This is a genomic window from Robertmurraya sp. DFI.2.37 (assembly GCF_029211245.1).
GTDB classification, from domain to species: Bacteria; Bacillota; Bacilli; order Bacillales; family Cytobacillaceae; genus Robertmurraya; species Robertmurraya methanolica_A.
In genome coordinates this window covers 97,092-117,259 of the sequence record NZ_JARGEJ010000009.1, presented here as the reverse complement: position 1 = coordinate 117,259, position 20,168 = coordinate 97,092, and the positions used below count along the sequence as shown (strand labels likewise).

Sequence of the window (20,168 nt, the reverse complement as noted above, 5' to 3'; positions counted from 1 at the left end):
TTTTTTCTGACAAATAAATAAGCTTATTGTTTTTCAAACTGTTCATGCCCTTTTCTCTTATCACATTCAAAGCAAAGGTAATCATGTCCTGGAAGCAGTACCCCGTTAAAAAAGCCATTTTCACAATAAATTTCTTTTCCGCAGATTTTACAATGACCAATAAATTCCCTCAAGGCTTTTCCTCCAATCTACCATTTGAACTTTGTTGATTTTAGCTAGGAATGAATTCAATATTAAACGTAATGTAGAGAATTTTTTAATTTGTCATATTTTAAGTTTATAGTAAACTACTGACAAATGGGAGAATATTAATGAATAATGATTTTTTCAATCGAGTATTCAACTTTGATTTATCTCTTTTTACAGCTTACGAATGCAGTAATTAATCGTTACTGACATGATGATTGAAAAAAATTTTTTTGTCCAGAGTTGGTAAGGTTAAGTGCCTATAGGTTAAAACATTCACGAGGTTTGAAGTGATGAGCAGTCTTTTTAGAAAGGCATTGTCATATATCGGTATGATTTTTGCTCATTTTATAACAATTTTGGTTAAGAAAGTCTTTAAAAAAGGAAACTATTAGCATTTTAAAACGTATTTCTATATAAGTGAGGATATATCGAAAAAGTATGTTCTATAAAAAAGAAGATTTGTCATGGGACTTCTCTAATCTATAGTAGGTAAAGTATAGTATAGTTGTTTTTTTTCTTGACTAAAACCAAATATATAAAACTTAAAGGTAATTTCTTAAGTATCACAAGTGTACATGTATAAAGGGGGAGTAAATTGATAAAAGTCGTAAAGTTTTTGTTTATTTCACTGTTGGGATTATATTTATTAAGTGGATGTAATACAGATCATATAAACGATGATATCTTTCAGTATAAAGATTCATTTGTGGGTGATAACAGTGCGGTAGGAAATATTGCCAATCGGCTGGCAGGTGCAAAGCAATTAACTGGCATGGAACTTAAAACAAATGAACAACCTTATGGAATCACCTTAAATTATGCTTGGGAACAATCACAGAAAGAATATAAAGAAACAGTGGTATACAATGCAACCTTCTTATTCACTTTAGTGCGCAATGTTGATTGGATAGTATTTCATTCTGATTTAGGTCAATACATGATTACAAAGGAAAATATTCAATCATGGTATGATACTGAACTGAGTGAAATCGAAACTGAAGATGAACTAAGAGAACTTATTCAAAAATATTTAGCAGATGAAAGCAAAGTGAATCAATTATTAATGAGTAGTTAATTTAGATATAAGTAGATACACTAATTTATAGGAGGGAAAAGAAATGGTTTTGAAGAATGATGAAAGCTATTTTGTCGCCCATAATGCTGAAGAACTTCTTCGTGGATTAACCAACAAAGAACCTTATATTTTAATTACAAACGATTATGTTAAAGAATTTCAAGATAATACAGAATTTCCATTATCTGAGAATGAACAATTAGGGTTTAATTTAGGCTTTCGTGGCAGTGCAGGGATTTTGAGCGAGATTTTTTACCAATTAATTAATAAATTTAGTGCTGGAAGTAAGCAGCAAAAGCAAATTGACAGTAGGATCAGAAAATATGCGGTGAAAAAATTAACTGATGGTGAGCTTCTTTTGTACTTACGTCAATTAGACTATTAAGCTAAAGGAAATAATTGTGTTTTTTCAAACAAGCAGAGGCAAGGTATTCTGAATGAAACCTTGCCTTTAACCTTAAAGATTATTCTCCTCTTTGTACATCTCCTCCATCGCCTCTCCGATAGCTGTTAAAAAAGCTTCTTCTTCTTCTGTGAAGAAATTAGGAAACTTGAAATCTAATTCTTCGATTTCCATTGATTGTTGTGCCTTTTCAAGCTGTTCTGCGAATTCCTCAGGATCTTCGATATGTCGAGTGAGCATTTCTGTTAGTTTTGTGAGAACATCAAACGCTTCAGGGGACTGAGGAGATGCTCCACTTTTTATTAATTCTTTGATTGTGGATAGCAAGTCTAACATTTCTAATTCGATTTGTTGCCGTTGCTCAGGTGAAAGAGAGAAAAAGCGGTTGGCAATGTCTTCAGGAAAATTCTCTTTTATCCATTCTTCTTGTTCCTTCTCATGTTCCATTTGATAAAGAAGCGAACGCAAAATTGTCCAAGTAATAGGTTTTCCTTCTAACATCAGCGTTTGAATACGTTCTACCGCTTCAATTGCCCGATTTAGCTCATTCCTTTTTTCAGTCAATAATTGGTGTTGCCACGCTAAAGATTTTTCAAGTTGTGGTAATCCTTCGACATCATCTTCAAGTAAGTTTTTGATTTCTTGTAAAGAGTAGCCGATAAATTTTAAAGACTGGATCAACTGAAGCTTCGTTAATTCTTCTAAGCCATATAGTCTATGTCCAGCACTATTTTTTTGAGATGGGATGAGCAACCCCAATTCTTCATAGAATCGTAGTGTCCGAACCGTAATTCGTGCTTTCTGCCCAAACTCACTAATCGTATAAAGGGGTTCTTGTTTTAGCATATCATCATCTTCTCCTTTACGTATGATACCTACAGCGTAGCATATGACGTAACGGCGGGGGCAAGGGGAAATCTGTATAGGTGATCAGATTGGTGAACTCCTACTAAATGTGATATCAACTTAAAAACCTGATGACTCCATTTAAACTAAGATAAAAATAAACGGAGATCGATTTTTTTGAAATCATGAAACTAGGATGATTACTTATTGACAATTACACCTCAAACTGTATATTCTGTATATGTCGATAGAAATACAGTTTGAGGTGATAGGTTGAATATTGTTATTTCTAACAGTTCTGGTTTGCCGATTTATGAACAGATTAAAGATCAAATTAAAGATCAGATCTTATCAGGGGAATTAGAGGAAAATGAAAAGCTTCCTTCCCTTCGTAACTTGGCCCGGGATTTGAAAATAAGCGTGTTAACAACTACGAGAGCATATAATGAACTTGAACAGGAGGGATATATCACAAGCCAGCACGGCAAGGGCTTCTTTGTAATGTCGAGCGGCTCTGAATTGATTCGTGAACAACTTATTAAGGAAGTGGAGCTTAATCTGAACCATGCTATTCAAGCAGCGCAACGAGCATCAATGACGAATGAAGAAATGCACGAATTATTACAGCTTTTGCTGGAGGTTGAAAATGACTAATCATTATTTGGAGTTAAATGGTGTGAGTAAGACTTTTTCTGGTTTCAAGTTGGACAACATTAGTTTTTCCTTACCTAAAGGCTATATTATGGGGCTCGTTGGAACTAATGGAGCTGGTAAGACAACTACAATACAGCTTATCCTTAATATGCTTAAAATGGATTGTGGACAAATACAGATATTTGGTCATGACCACGTGAAATATGAAAATGTTGCCAAACAACATATTGGCGTTGTATTTGATCATGTTTTCTATGTGGATAGTTGGACGGTTAAGGATACGGAAAGAGCTATTTCTTCCTTTTATCATAATTGGAGACATGATGTTTTTAATGAAATGTTAAGACGGTTCGATCTGCCTTTAGAAAAAAAAGTGGGCGAATTATCACGTGGTATGCAGATGAAATTAATGCTTGCTTGCGCGATGTCACATGATCCAAAACTGCTCATACTTGATGAGCCGACTAGTGGGCTAGACCCCGTTTCTCGGGATGAACTTTTGGAAATGCTGCAAGAATACATCCAGGATGGTGAGAGAAGTGTATTGTTTTCTACACATATCACGTCAGATTTAGAAAGAATCGCCGATTATATTACTTTTATTCATCAAGGGCAGAACGTATACTCCGGGAAAATGGATGATTTTCTAGGAAGATTTCGACTTATCAAAGGCAGGCATAAAGAGTTGACATCGGCTCTACAGGAAAGGATTATCGGTTTACGTATTACGAATATGGGTTTCGAAGGACTTATTGATATTAAGGAAGCTACTAAATATAAACATTTGGTCCTTGATGCAGCATCGATTGACGATATTATGATACACATTGGCAAAAGGAAGTGACATACATGGCAGGGTATCTAAAAATGGTAAGACTTGATTATTATACGATGAAGTCTCAAGTAATTATCTATTTGACATTAGCAGCGATTGTCATGATATTTGGATTTATGGGTTCGTCCTTTATGATTATGTGCATTACCGGTTCTTGGTTCACAGCTCTGCTATCGTCTAATATATTCGCTATACAGGAAAAGAATGGACTTCATCGTTTATATGGATCAGTGTCTATCAGTTTGAGCAATATTATCATGGGGAGGTATATTTTTTATATTTTTAGTTTTGCCATCTCTTTCATGATTATTTCGATTATATATGTCTTTATGATACTACTAGAAAACAAAGCTTTGGAATTGCTTGACATTCTATTGGGATTCAGCATGTCATTATTGGTCTATTCCCTTATTATAGGAATACAGGTTCCTATGTTTTTCAAGATGGGCTATACAAAAGCGAAAATATGGACAATGATTCCATTTGTAGGAATATTGGCTTTACTGATTATCCCATCTTTTACGTCTGTATTATCAGGGGTTGTTGAAACTATACTGTCACATCAAGTTTTTCTTGTTATTGGTGGTTTTTTTATAAGTTGTGCAATCCTGTTTTTATCATATCGATTTTCCCTTTTCGCATATAGAAGACGAGAGTGATTGTTAATTGGAGTCATCTCTTCTTTTGGCTCATTTCTCAAAAAATAAACATGGCTTCTCACTCCTTTCAGCTATGCTGATGGCTTTGTCTAAGATGAAATGAAAGAGAAAGCGAGCCTTCTCCTATCATTTCATCAAATCAGAGTTAAAATGAGCTTGAAAATAGCAGAACAACTATATTTCTTAGGAGCTTGCAGACAAGAAACAATTAAAGTTGAGGTACTAAAGTATTCTTTCTAACTGATCTTTCCAAGCAATTGAGAATTTAAGTTATATTTTGAATCATAATATAAATAGCAGACGAATTCAGTACCCCGACAAATAAAGCAATTTATTGGAAGAAGGGATTCTTGTATATATAATTCAGTCTAGAACCGAGTCTGCTCAAGAGCTCATTCGTAATGGTACCACTTTTTTCAGCAACCTCTTCGGAAGTAATCCGTTCTGATCCGTCTTTTCCAATAATGGTAACGACGTCATTGGTTTGGACATTAGCTAAATCGGATACGTCGACGATGAGCTGATCCATACAGATTCTTCCGATAATAGGCGCCTTTTGACCGTGAATGAGAACATGTCCATGATTTAAGTTTCTCGGCAGTCCATCTGCATAACCAATCGTGACGACTGCTGTTATCATCATTTCTTTAGCTGCATATGCTTTGCCATAACTGACAAACTCGCCAGGTGGGACATGCTTTACCATCGCAACTCTTGCTTTGATAGCTAAAACGGGCTTCAGTTCCACTTTGGAAACGACCTCATCGTTATTGCTTAGGATACCATAAAGCGCGATGCCGGCACGAACATAATCATACTGCAAATCAGGATAATTCAATAATCCATAGCTTGCCTGTATATGTCGTCTGCCGATGCGCAGCTGTTGGGATTGCAGCCATTCAATCGTCTGATTATATTTAGCAATTTGTTCGTTAGTTGAGCTAATATCTTCCGGTTCTAAGCTATCGGATACAGATAGATGCGAATAAATCCCTCTAATTTTTAAATGCTGACAGCGATAAATTCTTTTTAGTTCGGTAAGCTGTGAGGCATCAACACCCAGTCGATGCATGCCCGTGTCCAGTTTCACCTGAACATCTAGCCCGATTCCATATTTGTTTAATTCTCTAGCGTAAGAAAGTCCGATGATTGTCTGCGTTAATCGGTACCTTTTAAGAAAATGGATATCCTCTGGATTGGTATAACCGAGAACGAGGATTTCCCCTTTGACTCTATTTTTTCTTAACTGAATACCTTCAGCCAAAGTAGCGACTGCAAATGAGTTAATTCCGTTCTCGTTTAATTCTTTTGCTACTTTAACTGCGCCATGACCATAGGCATTCGCTTTTACTACTGCCATCAATTTTGTAGTTCCCGGCAGGAGCTTTCTCAAACTCTCAATATTTTCTCGCAATGCCTGTAAATCAATTTCAATCCAAGCCCTACCGGTTGGGGATGGGGTTTGTTTTCTCCACTTAATGCCCCAACTTAAAAAGGCAGCCATAAGAAAAGAAAGTACACTAACCGTCGCATAATGCACGAAACTATTTTCAATAAATAAATGCTCTAATTTAAAAAGATCAGCAGTGAATCGTACGACGACAATCATCCAAGGATGAATAATATACATGATAGTTGCAATGTTTCGCAATTGTTTACTGCTTTTTCCATTTAATTGCAGGAGAATGAGAAATAGATAGTACATGGTTGGAACTAACATGATATACATACTATCATGACGTTGCCAGGAATGGGCATGAAGCCAAAGCCCTTCAACTACTAACAGGACAAAAGATACAATGAACCATAATAAATTATTTTTAAATGATGAAGATTTGCGCCCTTGATAGATCAGCATTCCCATTGTTAGAAAGATAGGTACCATAAATAAACCGTTTCTTGTATAATCTGTGATAGAAAAAATGCCATCATAAAACGTGTCAATGAACGTGATTTGTGTTGCTATGCCGTAGTAACTATCTCCAAACAATCCGAACAGATATAGAAAAATCGAAATGAGTAAAGTTAAGTGGAGCCCAAGCTTCCTTACACATAATTGAACGATCAATATTCCGAGGATCAAGCCTGGGAAATACCACAAATGATAGAAAGTGCCGTCAATGAAAAGATCTTTTATGAAGGTGATCCACCAATTCTCTCCTTTGTAATGCCCAGCATATAGATTAAGCGGTAAAAATAATATAATGGAGAAAGCATATAACAGGGCAATTTTTTTACAAAAGGCAAGAATATACGAGTTGTCTCCATTTTTAATATATTTATAGAGAAAATATCCGCTCACCATAAGGAAAAATGGAACGGCTGTTCTAGCGATGATTCGCGTTAAAATAAAATCAGCATTCTCCCCAAATGAAAGAAGGGGGGAGGTATGGTTTGCGATCACTAGGAAAGCAGCGATTAATCTGAATGGATCCAATGCACCTGTGTCATTTTTCAATCTCATTGCGGTGCACTCCAAGTTGTTAATATAAAGCCATCAACATTATTGCCAGAGAGTTGGTATAAGCTGCGTTCCGGTATCTCTATGGTTGTAAATGGTTCAATTGCCCTAATATAAGAAATATCAAATTGTGTTTCTCTTTCTGAAAATGTATAAGGCTGCCCGCTGAATGGATAATCATAAAGAAACTGAATATATTCTTCAAGGCAAAAATCATGTTGCTTGATAATTTTTGCGTGTGGATAGCCGACATAGCGAAAATGCCACGGTTCGTGAGATATTCCTGTTATTGCTTCTTTTCCTTGTCCATACCTTTCTATAAATCCGTAATCTGCAGCAAGTGTTCGAAATTGCGCAAAAACTCCAGTATAAGGGAAAGAAGGGCGTATAAAATCAATGACATCTTGATTTTCTCCTAAATCAATCGCAAGCCCTGTTTGGTGTTCACTGCAATTCGGATAAGCAACATATTGTTCAGTAAATGTCCTGCCATTTTGTCTGAGAGAATTGGAGAATAGTGCTTCCTGTTCTTCTTTGCTTCTGAATCCGCTGACGGAAACGATTTGTTTTCGACAGCCTACCTCATCGATTAATTGGTTGAGGGAGGCGGCGGCTCTTCTTTCAAGCAAAACCTCATCGTTCATTGCGAGACAAGGTGCGAGAGTGTTTGCGCTTTTTAGTCGTGAAGGTTTAATGGGGTGAGCGCGATTGACTAACACTAAATATCCGTTGAAGACATCAGCTTTATGCAATGTTAATGTTCTCATCGCTCTAACCCTAATTGGATCACTTTATCAATGATGGCTGAAAACGTTAATCCAATTCCTTTCATCATATTTGGATAGCGGCTATGGTCTGTGAAGCCAGGAAATGTATTGACCTCGTTAAAGACAATATCTTGATTTTTTGTAATAAACATATCTACCCGCGCTAATCCTCTACATCCAAGAGTGCGATAGATTTTTTTCGCTGTTCTTTTAACTTTTAATGCAGTATCAGCGTCAATGCGGGCGGGCATGTGAATACGGGAAGTTGCAAGCGAGTATTTTTCATTGAAATCAAAATAGCCTTTTTCTAATTCGATTTCATCGACTTCACCAATAAGCAGTTCATCATTTCCTAGGATCGCACACCCAACCTCAAACCCTTCAATCAATTCTTCAACAATAACACGTTCATCATGACAAAATGCGGCCGCGATCGCTTTAGGTAATTCTTTCTCTTCCTTCACAAGGGTGATCCCGATGGAGGAACCAGATTTTACTGGTTTAACAAAAAGTGGATAATGAAGCTTCTTAGTTGCTGTGGCGATTTGCTCTTTTATTTGCCTTTTTGTAAAAACGATGGAGGCTGGTGTGCGAATTCCTTCATGTTCCACTAATTTATGAGCGCTATCCTTGTCCATACATAATGCAGACGAGAAGGTATCACAACCAACGAACGGAATTCCAATTAATTCTAAATATCCTTGTAGTGTACCATCTTCGCCATTTTTACCATGCAGAACTGGAAAAACGATATCGATCGTTGTTTCTATCAATTGCCCTTGCTTATATTCGATTAATTTATTGTCATATCTGTTTGGTGAGAAGGTAACGGATATACAATTATCTTTATCGCTCCACCATGTATCTTGCTGAATATTATCTAAGCTGCCGTTATATTTGTACCAAGCTCCAGCTTTCGTAATACCGATTAAAGTCAGTTCGTACTTATCAAGATCCATATGGGACAGGACCGAATAGGCAGATTGAAGGGATACTTCGTATTCATTTGAACAGCCGCCAAAAATAACTGCTACACTTATTTTTTCCATTGAATTCATTCCTCCTAATAAAATAAAAACACTTTATGTTTCGCACATTTATCGTACTAAAACATAAAGTGTTATTTTTTCGTTTATTATCAAGGAATTAATACGTTTTTCTGAAAAAAATCTTACGAATTTCTTACGATTCGATAGGCAGTTTTACCATAAATTCGACTTTTTCATCTTCACTGTTGGCCAGGATAGTGCCTCCGTGTAATTCAACAATTTCTTTAGCGATTGCAAGACCAAGCCCCGCTCCTCCCGTTTTTGTGGCGCGGGAAGTATCGAGGCGATAAAATTGTTCGAAGATGCGAGCGAGCTTATCTTGAGGAATTGTTCGCCCATGATTGATAAAATGGAGCTGGACGAACTTCTCATCCTTCGTTGAGCGGATCAAGATAGTGCTATGCTCATAGCTGTAGTTAATCGCATTACGGATTAAATTATCGAAGACCCGCTCCATTTTGTCGATATCACATGCAATTTCAAGATTTGCCTCAATTTCTAATTGATAAGTTAAGTTCTTCTCAGCAAAAAGTGGATTAAATTCATACGTTATTTGTTCAAGCATTCTTGTTAAATTAACTTGACTCATTTCTGGGCTAAGCTCAGTTAAATTGAACCTTGTAATTTCAAAAAACTCATTAATTAAATCTTCCAGTCGCTCAGCTTTGTTTAAAGAAATGGCTAAATATTTTTCTCGAAGCTCTGGAGAGATTTGCTGCTCATCCCTCAGCAATGTGATATAGCCAATAACAGAGGTCAACGGAGTCTTTAGATCATGTGCTAAGTATACAAGTAAATCATTTTTGCGCTGTTCTGCTTCTTTCGCCAATCTGGCATTGCGAATAGACTCCTGTTTAATCGAATTCATTCGTTCTTCAACTTGTCTTAACTCAGCAGGAAGATAGATGTATTCATCATTATTAGAAACGAGCATATTGCTCGCGTTGACAACGGTATCGATATAGGCTAATGTCTTTCTCCAATAATAAAGGAAAATGAACAGAAAACCAATCACCCAAACGGTTAAGATGAATGCAATTCGGTTCTGATTAATAAGGTTAAGAATACGATATAAAAAGTCGTCTTGATACCAAGTAAAGAAGCTTAATACATAAGCTGATCCAATAAAGAGTGAGATCAATCCTACTGTAAAAACGGTAATCGCAATGAAAAAACGCAAAAACATTTTTCCTGTTAATCCTGTGCTTACCTCTTGATTATTCAATGGTATAGCCAACCCCCCAAACAGTTTTAATAAACTTCGGCTTTCTTGATGGTTCTTTCATTTTCTCTCTCAGCCGAGCGATATGGGCCATCACGGTATTATTATTATCAATGTATTTTTCACCCCAAACGGCTTCGAATAGTTCTTCAGAGGATACGACCTTCCCTCTGTTTGCACATAAATACCAAAGAATAGAGAATTCAAGAGGAGTCAATGACAGCGATTCTCCATAGAGGGTGCATTTATGAGTATCTTGATTGATAATTAATCCTGAGAAATCGAATTCATTTGTACTTTCACTAGGCTGGCTCGTTGCAGCGTTGCTCGGGTTATAGCGTGTGTAACGGCGCAGTTGTGCCTTTACTCTAGCAACCATTTCTAGCGGATTAAACGGTTTTGTAATATAATCATCAGCCCCAAGGGTAAGGCCGGTAATTTTATCAATATCTTCAATTTTTGCAGTTAACATGATTACTGGATAATGATAGGTTTCGCGGATTTTTTGGCAAAGTGAAAACCCATCTACTCCTGGCAGCATCACATCTAATATTGCAAGTTCTAATTCATTCTTTTGAATAAATTCTAAAGCAGACTTGCCCTCATAAAAAACTTGAACATCGTATCCTTCATTTGTTAAATAAAACTGAACTAAATCGGCAATCTCTTTTTCGTCATCTACTACTAAAATAGGGTTCATTTTGTCACCTCATATGATTACAACATACTACTTATTATGATTATAGATTAAATCATCTTTAGTTGAATGAGAAGAGCTCATTTTAAATAAGATTTTTGGCTCATTTTTTTCCTTGGATTCAGCATAGCTTCATTTCGTGAGAAACCTTGTATTCATACGAAATGAAGCAGAATCGTTTGATTTAACAAATGTTAAAATGGGGGATGGTCAAAAGTTGAATTCCTTTGAATATAGTTTAAGAGTTGGCAAGGAATAAAAAAATCTTGACAGGGGGGAGAAATAAGTGCTACGGTATAAAACGTAATAATTACGATTTACATAAATGTTGAGAAAGGGGAAAAAAATGAAAAAACTACTTTTTAGCTTATTTGCTTTGTTGCTATTTAGCTTCCTTCTTACCGCTTGTCAAGGGACAGAAACGGAAAAAGTGGAGAAAGAATCGGAGGACCATGTTGAGGAGGAACATGATCATGATGAACATTCGAATGATCATGATGCTCCAGAGGGGATAAAAATTGAAGGTGTTGCGGATCACTATCATACTGGCGATAAGATTGAATTAACGGCCGTTTTAGATGAAGAATCTGATTCTGATCATTGGCATTGGTATAGTAGAGAAAGTGCTGATGCTCAATGGGAAGCTGTTTCAGGACAGGAAACAGAAACATTTACAGGTGAAGCAACGATAGATGGATTAGAAATAAAAGTTGTTTTATTCGACGACGATCACAAGCCTATTGTTCAATCTGCACCTATTAAAATCGTTATTGATGATCACCATGGACATGATGAAGAAAGTAAAAAAATATATCAAGGCTATTTTGAAGACAGTCAAGTAAAAGATCGTGAATTGTCTGATTGGGAGGGTGATTGGCAGTCCGTTTACCCATATCTATTATCAGGGGATTTAGATGAAGTATTTGAACATAAAGCAGAACATGGTGATATGACAGCAGAAGAATATAAGGAATATTATACAGTTGGATATGAAACAGATGTTGATCGGATCACAATTGAGGATAATATGGTAACCTTTTTCCAAAATAATCAGGAATATTCAGGAGAGTACGCAGAAGACGGCTATGAAATTCTTACGTATGAAAAAGGAAACAGAGGAGTACGCTTTATTTTTAAATTAGTAGATGGATCTGAGAAAATGCCACAATATATTCAGTTTAGTGATCACAATATTTTCCCAGTTAAATCGCATCATTTTCACTTATATTGGGGCGATGACCGTGAAAGATTGCTAGAGGAAGTAACCAATTGGCCAACCTATTACCCTTCCAATTTAGATGCAGAAGGTCTTGTGCGCGATATGTTAGCCCATTAATATCTGATATTTTGATAAGTGCATTATGTGAGTTAAATCGTAAACATTACGCTTTAAGTGGTGTTGATAAAGAGGGGACTAGAAATGAAAAAAAATAGGTTACTAGCCATTTCCTTAATTTTAATAGTGAGTACTTTTCTTTTTGGTTGCCAAAAGGAAGAGAACTCTTCAGATAAAAAGATTTCCGTGGTAACATCGTTTTACCCAATGTATGAATTTGCACAGCAAGTAGGAGGAGAGCGGGCGGACGTAACGTTAATGGTCTCTGCTGGAGAAGATGCCCATCATTATGAACCAAGTGCTAAAGATGTGGCGCGTGTTAATGAAGCAGATGTATTTGTTTATAGCAGTGAAGAAATGGAGCATTGGGTAGACAGTTTATTAAAAACGACTGAGAATGATAAACTTGTAGTTGCTCGTACAGCAGACGGAGTAGATTCCGGTCATGATCATGGAGAGCATGAACACGATCATGGCGATCATGAACATGATGCCCAATTAGAAGGCGGAGAAAATGTGGAGATTCATGGTGTAGCTGACCATTATCATACTGGTGATATCGTTAAATTAACAGCGGAATTAGAGGGAAATGTTGATTACGAGCATTGGCATTGGTATACACGCGCTAACGCTGATGAGGAATGGGTAACGGTACCGAATCAGGGAGGACCTCAGTTTGAATATGAAGCAACAGGTGAAAGTTTCGAGGTTCAAGCGGTTTTATTTGATGATGCCCACAATGAATATGCAAAGTCAGCGCCAGTAGAAATTGTCATCAATGATCATGGTCATGATCATGACGATGAGGCTGATGATCACGAACATGGTCATGAAGCCAAAAACGACGATAGTCATGACCACGAACATGGCGAAGAACAGAGCCATAATCATGGGCATGGTGCTGAGGAAGAAGATCATGAGCATGGCAATGGTGCTGAAGCTGGCTCGATCGAAATTGTAGGTCGCGCTGATCACTACCATACAGGAGACGTTGTTACACTTGTTGCTGAGCTTAAGGAAGAAGTAGACTATGAACATTGGCATTGGTATACACGTACAAGTGAAGATGAAGAATGGGAAGTAGTCTCTGGTCAGGGAAGCGATCATTTTGAATATAAAACGACAGGAGAGAGCTTCGAAGTAAAGGCGGTTCTTTTTGATGATGATCATCAAACATTTGTTGAATCAGAACCGATTGCGATTGTCATTGATGATCATGAAAATCACGATCCACATATTTGGTTGGACCCAGTATTGGCACAAGAGCAAGTTAAAGTGATTCGTGATGCCTTCATTGAAGCTGATCCTGACGGAAAAGAAGTTTATCAAAAAAATGCAGAAGCATTTATTAATGAACTGCAAGCATTACATGAAGAATATGAGGCTGCACTTAAAGATGCTAAAGAGCGTGTCTTTGTCGTACAACATCAAGCATTTGGTTACCTAGCTAAACGATATGATTTAGAGCAGATTGCTGTTGGCGGCTTATCTACAGAAGTGGAGCCAAGTCCATCCAGAATTGCAGAAATTGGAGAGTTGGTAGAAGAGTATGGTGTACCAGTCATCTATTATCAACAAGGAGCTAATTCAGCAATTGCGAAAACTGTCGCGAACGAAACAGGTACAAAAACAGCGATTCTCTATGATTTAGAGGTGTTGTCGAAAGAGTTGCAAGAAAAAGATTTAGGATACGTGGAAGCCATGCGAGAAAATTTGAAGTCTTTACAGTTAAGTGTTCAATAATAGGGTTGCTTTGAAAGAATAAAATAAGCAATATTTACTTAATTAGAAAGTAAGGATTGATTAATAATAGAAGAAAGGTCGCATAATTGTGCATTATATTGAAGTAGAGAAACTTGCCTTTCATTATCAAGACGAACCAGTATTAGAGAATATTTCGTTTGAAGTTGACCCGGAGGATTTTGTCATGCTGACAGGAGAAAATGGTGCAGCGAAGACGACGTTGTTGCGAAATATTTTGGGACTACTGAAACCATCGAAGGGAAGTGTACGACTTTCACCGAAAAATCGTCTTGGTGAAAAACTAGTCGTTGGCTATGTTTCACAGCAAATTGCTTCTTTTAATACCGGTTTTCCGAGTACTGTTCTAGAACTGGTGCAATCTGGTCGTTATCAAAGAGGCAAATGGTTTAAAAGATTAGATAAAGATGATAAAGAGCATGTACGTCGTTCGCTAGAATCAGTGGGAATGTGGGAGATGCGTAATAAAAAGATCGGGGAATTGTCAGGTGGACAAAAGCAACGCATTGCGATTGCCCGTGTATGTGCAGCAGATCCTGATTTATTCATTCTCGATGAACCTACAACAGGCATGGATGTGCAATCTCGAGAGGAATTTTATAAATTATTAAGGCACAATAGTATGGAGCATGGCAAGGGAATTTTAATGGTTACACATGATCATGAAGAGATACGCCATTACGCTAGTAAACATATTGAACTGGTGCGGAAGGAGGATTCCCCTTGGAGATGTTTTTCTATGGATTCATGCAAAGAGCTTTCCAAGCCTCATTCCTGATTTCTTTAATAGCACCAATACTAGGCTTGTTTCTGATTTTGCGCAGACAATCTTTGATGGCTGATACATTGTCCCATATTTCCTTAGCGGGTGTAGCACTAGGTTTACTGATTGGTGTTAATCCGACATGGACCAATCTTTTAGTAGTAATCGTGATTGCGACATTGCTTGAATATTTACGGCAAATATATCGTACGTATTCAGAGATTTCAATTGCAATTTTAATGTCTGCTGGAATGTCATTAGCACTTGTATTAATGGGAATAAATGATGGTGGAGCAACGTTGAGCATGACGCAGTTTTTATTTGGCTCTATTGTAACCATTAATGAGCAACAGGTTTGGCTGTTGTTCGTATTGACCGCTATTATCGGTTTACTCTATTTAGTTTTTCGAAAACCGATGTATGTGCTTACGTTTGATGAAGAAACAGCTTTTACGGCAGGCTTACCGATTAAAATGATGTCGATATTATTTAATATTTTAACAGGGGTAACGATTGCAGTAATTATGCCTATAGTTGGCGCTTTGCTTGTCTCGGCGATTATCATTTTGCCTGCTGCCATCTCCCTGCGATTAAGCAAGAGCTTTAATGGGGTCATTTTGATTGGTATTGTGATTGCATTACTTGGGATGTTGAGTGGTTTAGCCATTTCCTATGAAATAGGGACTCCTCCGGGAGCAACGATCACATTAATTTTAATGATCATTTTTGCTGCCATTTCCCTTATAAAGTACAGCTTGCGGCATATTCAATTAGAGCGGTTATATAAGAAAAGTGATGCATCATGATCGCATAGATGCTAGCCTACGAATCATCCTGTGGATAAAAACATAGAGTTGTTTGATTAAACTATTTAAATTTTATTATAAAACAATCCCTTTCATTCAGTCGTTTAACTGTAAATGGAGGGGATTTGTTTTCTCAAGAAGAAGTGTAAAATAACTATTTCGTCACACATTTTCTAAGAAATGGGACAAAGCAAGGACATTGTAAAGAATAACAATTGTTAAAAAATAAATCTTTCGAGAACTAGATTTTCTTTGAGGAATTGCAGATAGCTTGAATTTAACCACTCTTCTTTGACACAATATCACTAAGATGATTCGAAGGAGTGAAGGTTTATGAATGTTTTTTTAATTGGAGCGAATGGTCAAGTTGGCAGACATATTGTTCAGTTGTTATCAGAGAGCAGTGAGCATAATGTTAGAGCAATGGTTCGAAATGAGGAACAGGCGATCCACCTTAAGCAATCAGGTGTTGATGCGGTTGTGGCAAGTTTGGAAGGAAGTGTTGCTGAGCTTGCAGCTGCGATGAATGGTTCAGATGCAGTCATCTTTACAGCGGGGTCTGGCGGCAAAACAGGGTTTGATAAAACACTGCTTGTTGATTTAGATGGGGCTGTGAAATCAATGGAAGCTGCTGACAAAGTAGGAGCGAATCGTTACATTATGGTCAGCGCCCTTCAAGCGCAGAATAGGGAAAGCTGGAAAAATAGTCCGATTAAGCCTTATATGGTGGCGAAGCATTATGCTGATCGCATGTTACTAGCGAGCGTTCTGAATTACACAATTGTGAAGCCTGGCCTTCTAACGAACGATCCTGGTAATGGGAAGGTGCAAGCTGGTGAGACTTTATCTGGTGGTGCTATTCCACGAGAGGATGTCGCAAAGACTGTAGTGGCTACATTAAATGAGGAGAACACATATCGCCGCTCATTTGATCTTTTATCTGGAGATATGGATGTTCATGAGGCTTTAAAGAACCTTTAACTATATATGCTTCCACTGGCATTTAAAATCTGTTTTTTAGTTGATGATGCAGGAATTTTATATGTTTCAAATCGTGAGCAAGGTGAATTTGAGTATCCTTAAAATTCACCTTGCTCTATTGTTTTTGTTCATTCTGCTCAATCCTCAATCGTTTGCAGTGAATTTTCATAAATTCCCATCAATTTAAACAAATCTTATTTTATTTTTAGGCTTCAATTCTTCAGACTAAAACGGAGTAAAAATACCTTCTCTTCATTGCATTAGAGGAGCTCCTAAGTCTGTTTTAAACTGTAGGCAAACTCTTGATGAAATCAAAGTTTGTCTACAGTTATTTTGATCTTGGGTATTCATAGCTACGCAGAGGTTATAGAATAATAGCGCAAGAGTCACAGTAAGAACCAGTCCTTCAACTTTTACAACCAATGATGAGTAAGTTCGAGGAGTAGTGTCTATATTTTTCCTAAATCAAAGAAAAAGACTTTTTATTGCTCCTCTAACAACGGAAAGGGTCTGTAAAAAGGCTGTAAGAAAATTTAACAAATATATTTACAATTTTTAAAATATTGATTATTCTATAAAAAGAATGATTTAATTCTCTTTTATTATTAAAATGAATGATTATATCCTACTTTTAAAGGGGGAATATGCATGAGGATAGAGGATTTACTTAGAGAAAATTATCAAAATTTATCAAAGGGGCAAAAAAAAGTAGCTGACTTGTTATTAAGAGATGTTGTTGGTTTCAGTATGTCAACAGCTTCACAAATCGCAAAACAGGCTGAAGTCAGTGAAACAACTGTTATTCGATTATCTTATGCATTGGATTTTGAGAGCTTTTCCCAAATGCAAAAACAAATTCAAAAAGAATATTTGCTACGGATTGAACAGCATGGGAATTCCATAGGAGAAGAACCGAAAGATCATCTGGATTTTATCGATACTTTGATAGAACAAGAAATTGAAATTCTTACAACATTAAGAAGTAAATTGGATATAAATCAATACTGGCAAGCAATTGATGAAATCATGACAGCTGATGAAGTTCATGTCGTTGGATATAGAGCATCATATCCTGCAGCCTATTGGTTGTATTTAAAATTGAATATGTTAAGAAAAAATGTTTATATGATCTCTTCGAAAAATAGTTACCCTGAAGATTTATTAATTGAACAAAATAAAAAAATTGTTTTTATTTTTATCTCGTTTCCAAGATATGTGGCACAAAGTTTAGAAATTGCGGAGACGGTGAAGGAACAAGGGGCAAAGCTTATCACGATTACGGATCATCCACTCTCTCCTATATCTCGTATTTCCAACATAAGCTTCATAACTCAAATACATGCCAACTCAGAGAACTTTATCCCGATCAGCTCTGTATTGAGTTTGTTAAATATTATTACAACTGGAATTGAAAAAAAGTATGAAAGGGAAGTGATGCAAAGGGTTGAGAGAATACAAAACATCTACCAAGAAAAGGACTATTTTCTTGAGTAGCACATGTATTAAAAAAGGCATATGAGTTAGTACAAATAACTTTGTGTGTACAGCAATTTCAAGATTCATAGCGATTAAAACAGAAAAAGGGTGGAGAAATTAAATGGAAGCGATTACAACAAATAAAGCACCAGAAGCACTGGGGCCTTATTCTCAAGCAATCAAGGTTGGGGAATATTTATTCCTATCTGGGCAAATACCAATTAATCCTGAAAGTAATAAAGTGGAAGCAGTTGGTATAAAAGAGCAAACTAGACAAGTAATGGATAATATTCGTTCACTTCTAGAAAGTGAAGGATTGGGATTGGAGAATATTGTGAAAACGACTATTTTTATAATCAATATGGAACAATTTTCAATTGTTAATGAGGAATACGGTGCAATCCTTGGGTCACATCGGCCTGCGAGGTCTACTATTGAAGTTAGCAGACTGCCAAAGGATGTATTAATTGAAATTGAAGCAATCGCAACTTATGCTGTTCGCTAGTTTGTTAATTTGCTAAATAAAGAATATTTATTAATAGGGGGCGTAAAAATGAAGGGAAAATTTTCTATTAAGTTAGGCTTCATCCTGTTAATTTCCATAATTTTATTAATTGGTTGTAGTTCAAGTACAGAAACACAATCTGGACAAGGCGCTGGTGATAAGGGTACACACGGTGGAACGCTAAAATTAGCATGGAATTCACAGCCGCCAACCCTTGATACGCACACAACGAACACAAACGTAGTACGTGATATTGCCAGACAAATATATGAAAACTTACTGACATTTGATGAAAACTATGAAATCATTCCGATGCTGGCTGAATCATTTGAAGAAAGTGAAGATAGAAAAACAATCACTTTTAAATTAAGACAAGGCGTTTTATTTCATAATGGGAAAGAAATGAAAGCGGAAGATGTTGTTGCATCTATGACAAAATGGCAACAAAATGGTACTGCGAAGGCAGAGTTGGGGAATTCAAAATGGGAAGCAGTAGACGAATATACAGTTGTGCTACATGTAGAGAATCCTTCTCTATCCGTGCTGTACAGACTTGCTGATGTCACGCAAACCGCTTCTATCATGCCAAAAGAGGTCATAGATGCGGCGGATGCAACTGGTGTTAAAGAATTTATCGGAACTGGCCCTTTTAAATTAGAAGAATGGAAGCATGATTCATATATTAAATTGACCAAATTTGACGATTATAAACCAGTAGAAGCTCCAACAAGTGGACTGGGAGGAAAAAAAGAAGCATTAGTAGATGAAATTGTGATCAATTTTGTGCCAGATATTTCTACTCGAGTAAACGGAGTGATAAGTGGTGAGTATGACTACGCCTTCGAATTACCTTTTGATAGCTATGAACAACTGAAAAACTCACCAAATGTAGTGATAGATGTTTGGCCATATGGTTTTGAAACATTAGTTTTTAATAAAAAGGGAATATTTCAAGATATAAAACTGAGACAGGCGGTTAATCACGCGATAAATAATGAAGAATTATTATCATTGGCATTTACTGATAAGGAATTTTATGGGCTTGAACCAGCTTATATGCGTCCTGAACAAAAGAATTGGTACACAAAGGCTGGGGAAGAAAATTATAACGTACATGATATTGATAAGGCGAAACAATTATTAGAAGAGGCAGAATATAAAGGTGAAGAAGTGACTATTTTAACAAGCAGTGATTATAAGTATCATTATGATGCTGCTGTTATTGCACAACAATCGCTCGAAGCAATTGGGATGAAGGTAAAACTTGATGTAACGGATTGGGCAACATTACTAGAGCGTAGGCAAGAGCCAGAAAGTTGGGACATCTTTTTCACTCAGTTTACGACAGTTGCGACGCCGCTTGCATATCCATTTTTAGAATCTAAAGTTGAATATCCTGGTTGGACGAACAGCCCAGAAATTGATCGCTTAATCGGTGAGATTAGAAATGCATCATCTCAAGAAGAAGCCACTGCAAAATTTGAACAATTGCAAGCGACTATTTGGACTGAACTACCGGTTATTAATATTGGCATGACAAATTTTATTTCAAGCTTTTCGAATAAAGTGAAGGGATATTCTGAATTTATGGGTCCGATCTTTTGGAACACAAGTATAGAATGATGAAAAAAATCGAAATTTTTGTAAAATTAGTACTCCTCTTTTATAGATGAAGAGGGGTAC

20 protein-coding genes are annotated in these 20,168 nt (G+C 36.7%); 13 read left to right on the top strand and 7 right to left on the bottom strand.

Features of this window, described 5'->3' with window-relative positions:
- Positions 1-23: 23 nt before the first annotated feature.
- Positions 24-173 (bottom strand): hypothetical protein, encoded by a 150-nt coding sequence (locus tag PZE06_RS07455; protein WP_170943557.1) that lies wholly within the window; start codon positions 171-173, stop codon positions 24-26.
- A 611-nt stretch (positions 174-784) separates the two neighbouring features.
- Here PZE06_RS07455 and PZE06_RS07450 point away from each other — a divergent pair.
- Both PZE06_RS07450 and PZE06_RS07445 read left to right on the top strand, forming a co-directional pair.
- Positions 785-1,264 (top strand): DUF4825 domain-containing protein, encoded by a 480-nt coding sequence (locus PZE06_RS07450; protein ID WP_095309303.1) that lies wholly within the window; start codon positions 785-787, stop codon positions 1,262-1,264.
- A gap of 43 nt (positions 1,265-1,307) precedes the next feature.
- Positions 1,308-1,649, top strand: a complete 342-nt coding sequence (locus PZE06_RS07445) for a hypothetical protein (protein WP_225310633.1) — start codon at positions 1,308-1,310, stop codon at positions 1,647-1,649.
- A 72-nt stretch (positions 1,650-1,721) separates the two neighbouring features.
- Here PZE06_RS07445 and PZE06_RS07440 read toward each other — a convergent pair whose 3' ends face one another.
- Positions 1,722-2,513 carry a MerR family transcriptional regulator gene (locus tag PZE06_RS07440; protein WP_150915007.1) on the bottom strand — a complete coding sequence of 264 codons (792 nt, stop codon included), beginning with the start codon at positions 2,511-2,513 and terminating at the stop codon, positions 1,722-1,724.
- 273 nt (positions 2,514-2,786) lie between these two features.
- Between PZE06_RS07440 and PZE06_RS07435 the strand changes: the two genes are divergently transcribed.
- The 3 genes from PZE06_RS07435 to PZE06_RS07425 are packed head-to-tail and all read left to right on the top strand — an operon-like array spanning position 2,787 to position 4,661.
- On the top strand, positions 2,787-3,167 hold the full coding sequence (locus tag PZE06_RS07435; protein ID WP_095309306.1) for a GntR family transcriptional regulator: 381 nt from the start codon (positions 2,787-2,789) through the stop codon (positions 3,165-3,167).
- Entirely contained in the window at positions 3,160-4,011 is an 852-nt protein-coding gene (locus PZE06_RS07430) for an ABC transporter ATP-binding protein (protein WP_095309307.1), read from the top strand. Before PZE06_RS07435 ends, PZE06_RS07430 begins: the two co-directional genes overlap by 8 nt.
- Positions 4,012-4,016: 5 nt before the next feature.
- On the top strand, positions 4,017-4,661 hold the full coding sequence (locus tag PZE06_RS07425) for an ABC-2 transporter permease (RefSeq protein ID WP_150915006.1): 645 nt from the start codon (positions 4,017-4,019) through the stop codon (positions 4,659-4,661).
- 331 nt (positions 4,662-4,992) lie between these two features.
- Here PZE06_RS07425 and vanT read toward each other — a convergent pair whose 3' ends face one another.
- The 5 genes from vanT to vanR form a co-directional block, all read right to left on the bottom strand.
- Positions 4,993-7,125, bottom strand: coding sequence for a serine racemase VanT catalytic subunit (gene vanT / locus PZE06_RS07420; protein ID WP_150915005.1), 2,133 nt, complete (start codon positions 7,123-7,125; stop codon positions 4,993-4,995).
- Positions 7,122-7,889, bottom strand: coding sequence for a D-alanyl-D-alanine carboxypeptidase family protein (locus PZE06_RS07415; RefSeq protein ID WP_150915004.1), 768 nt, complete (start codon positions 7,887-7,889; stop codon positions 7,122-7,124). The genes vanT and PZE06_RS07415 overlap by 4 nt, the downstream gene beginning before the upstream one ends.
- Positions 7,886-8,938, bottom strand: a complete 1,053-nt coding sequence (vanG, locus tag PZE06_RS07410) for a D-alanine--D-serine ligase VanG (RefSeq protein WP_150915003.1) — start codon at positions 8,936-8,938, stop codon at positions 7,886-7,888. The genes PZE06_RS07415 and vanG overlap by 4 nt, the downstream gene beginning before the upstream one ends.
- Before the next feature lie 133 nt (positions 8,939-9,071).
- Positions 9,072-10,163, bottom strand: coding sequence for a vancomycin resistance histidine kinase VanS (gene vanS / locus PZE06_RS07405; protein WP_408014803.1), 1,092 nt, complete (start codon positions 10,161-10,163; stop codon positions 9,072-9,074).
- Positions 10,156-10,860 (bottom strand): VanR-ABDEGLN family response regulator transcription factor, encoded by a 705-nt coding sequence (vanR, locus tag PZE06_RS07400; RefSeq protein ID WP_095309315.1) that lies wholly within the window; start codon positions 10,858-10,860, stop codon positions 10,156-10,158. Before vanR ends, vanS begins: the two co-directional genes overlap by 8 nt.
- A gap of 343 nt (positions 10,861-11,203) precedes the next feature.
- Between vanR and PZE06_RS07395 the strand changes: the two genes are divergently transcribed.
- The 8 genes from PZE06_RS07395 to PZE06_RS07360 all read left to right on the top strand — a co-directional run bounded on the left by PZE06_RS07395 (position 11,204) and on the right by PZE06_RS07360 (position 20,108).
- Positions 11,204-12,193: a metal-binding protein ZinT gene (locus PZE06_RS07395; RefSeq protein ID WP_137744133.1), complete on the top strand. Its 990-nt coding sequence runs from the start codon at positions 11,204-11,206 to the stop codon at positions 12,191-12,193.
- Positions 12,194-12,277: 84 nt separating this feature from the next.
- The gene (locus PZE06_RS07390; protein ID WP_095309319.1) at positions 12,278-13,936 is read left to right on the top strand and encodes a metal ABC transporter solute-binding protein, Zn/Mn family; all 1,659 of its coding nucleotides are present in this window, start codon (positions 12,278-12,280) and stop codon (positions 13,934-13,936) included.
- An 88-nt stretch (positions 13,937-14,024) separates the two neighbouring features.
- Positions 14,025-14,732, top strand: a complete 708-nt coding sequence (locus tag PZE06_RS07385) for a metal ABC transporter ATP-binding protein (protein WP_150915002.1) — start codon at positions 14,025-14,027, stop codon at positions 14,730-14,732.
- Positions 14,678-15,523 carry a metal ABC transporter permease gene (locus PZE06_RS07380; protein WP_150915001.1) on the top strand — a complete coding sequence of 282 codons (846 nt, stop codon included), beginning with the start codon at positions 14,678-14,680 and terminating at the stop codon, positions 15,521-15,523. Before PZE06_RS07385 ends, PZE06_RS07380 begins: the two co-directional genes overlap by 55 nt.
- A gap of 333 nt (positions 15,524-15,856) precedes the next feature.
- On the top strand, positions 15,857-16,504 hold the full coding sequence (locus PZE06_RS07375) for an SDR family oxidoreductase (protein WP_150915000.1): 648 nt from the start codon (positions 15,857-15,859) through the stop codon (positions 16,502-16,504).
- Between the two features lie 648 nt (positions 16,505-17,152).
- The gene (locus PZE06_RS07370; RefSeq protein ID WP_150914999.1) at positions 17,153-17,998 is read left to right on the top strand and encodes a MurR/RpiR family transcriptional regulator; all 846 of its coding nucleotides are present in this window, start codon (positions 17,153-17,155) and stop codon (positions 17,996-17,998) included.
- A 103-nt stretch (positions 17,999-18,101) separates the two neighbouring features.
- Positions 18,102-18,485: a Rid family detoxifying hydrolase gene (locus tag PZE06_RS07365; protein ID WP_150914998.1), complete on the top strand. Its 384-nt coding sequence runs from the start codon at positions 18,102-18,104 to the stop codon at positions 18,483-18,485.
- 48 nt (positions 18,486-18,533) lie between these two features.
- Entirely contained in the window at positions 18,534-20,108 is a 1,575-nt protein-coding gene (locus PZE06_RS07360; RefSeq protein ID WP_150914997.1) for an ABC transporter substrate-binding protein, read from the top strand.
- Positions 20,109-20,168: the final 60 nt, after the last annotated feature.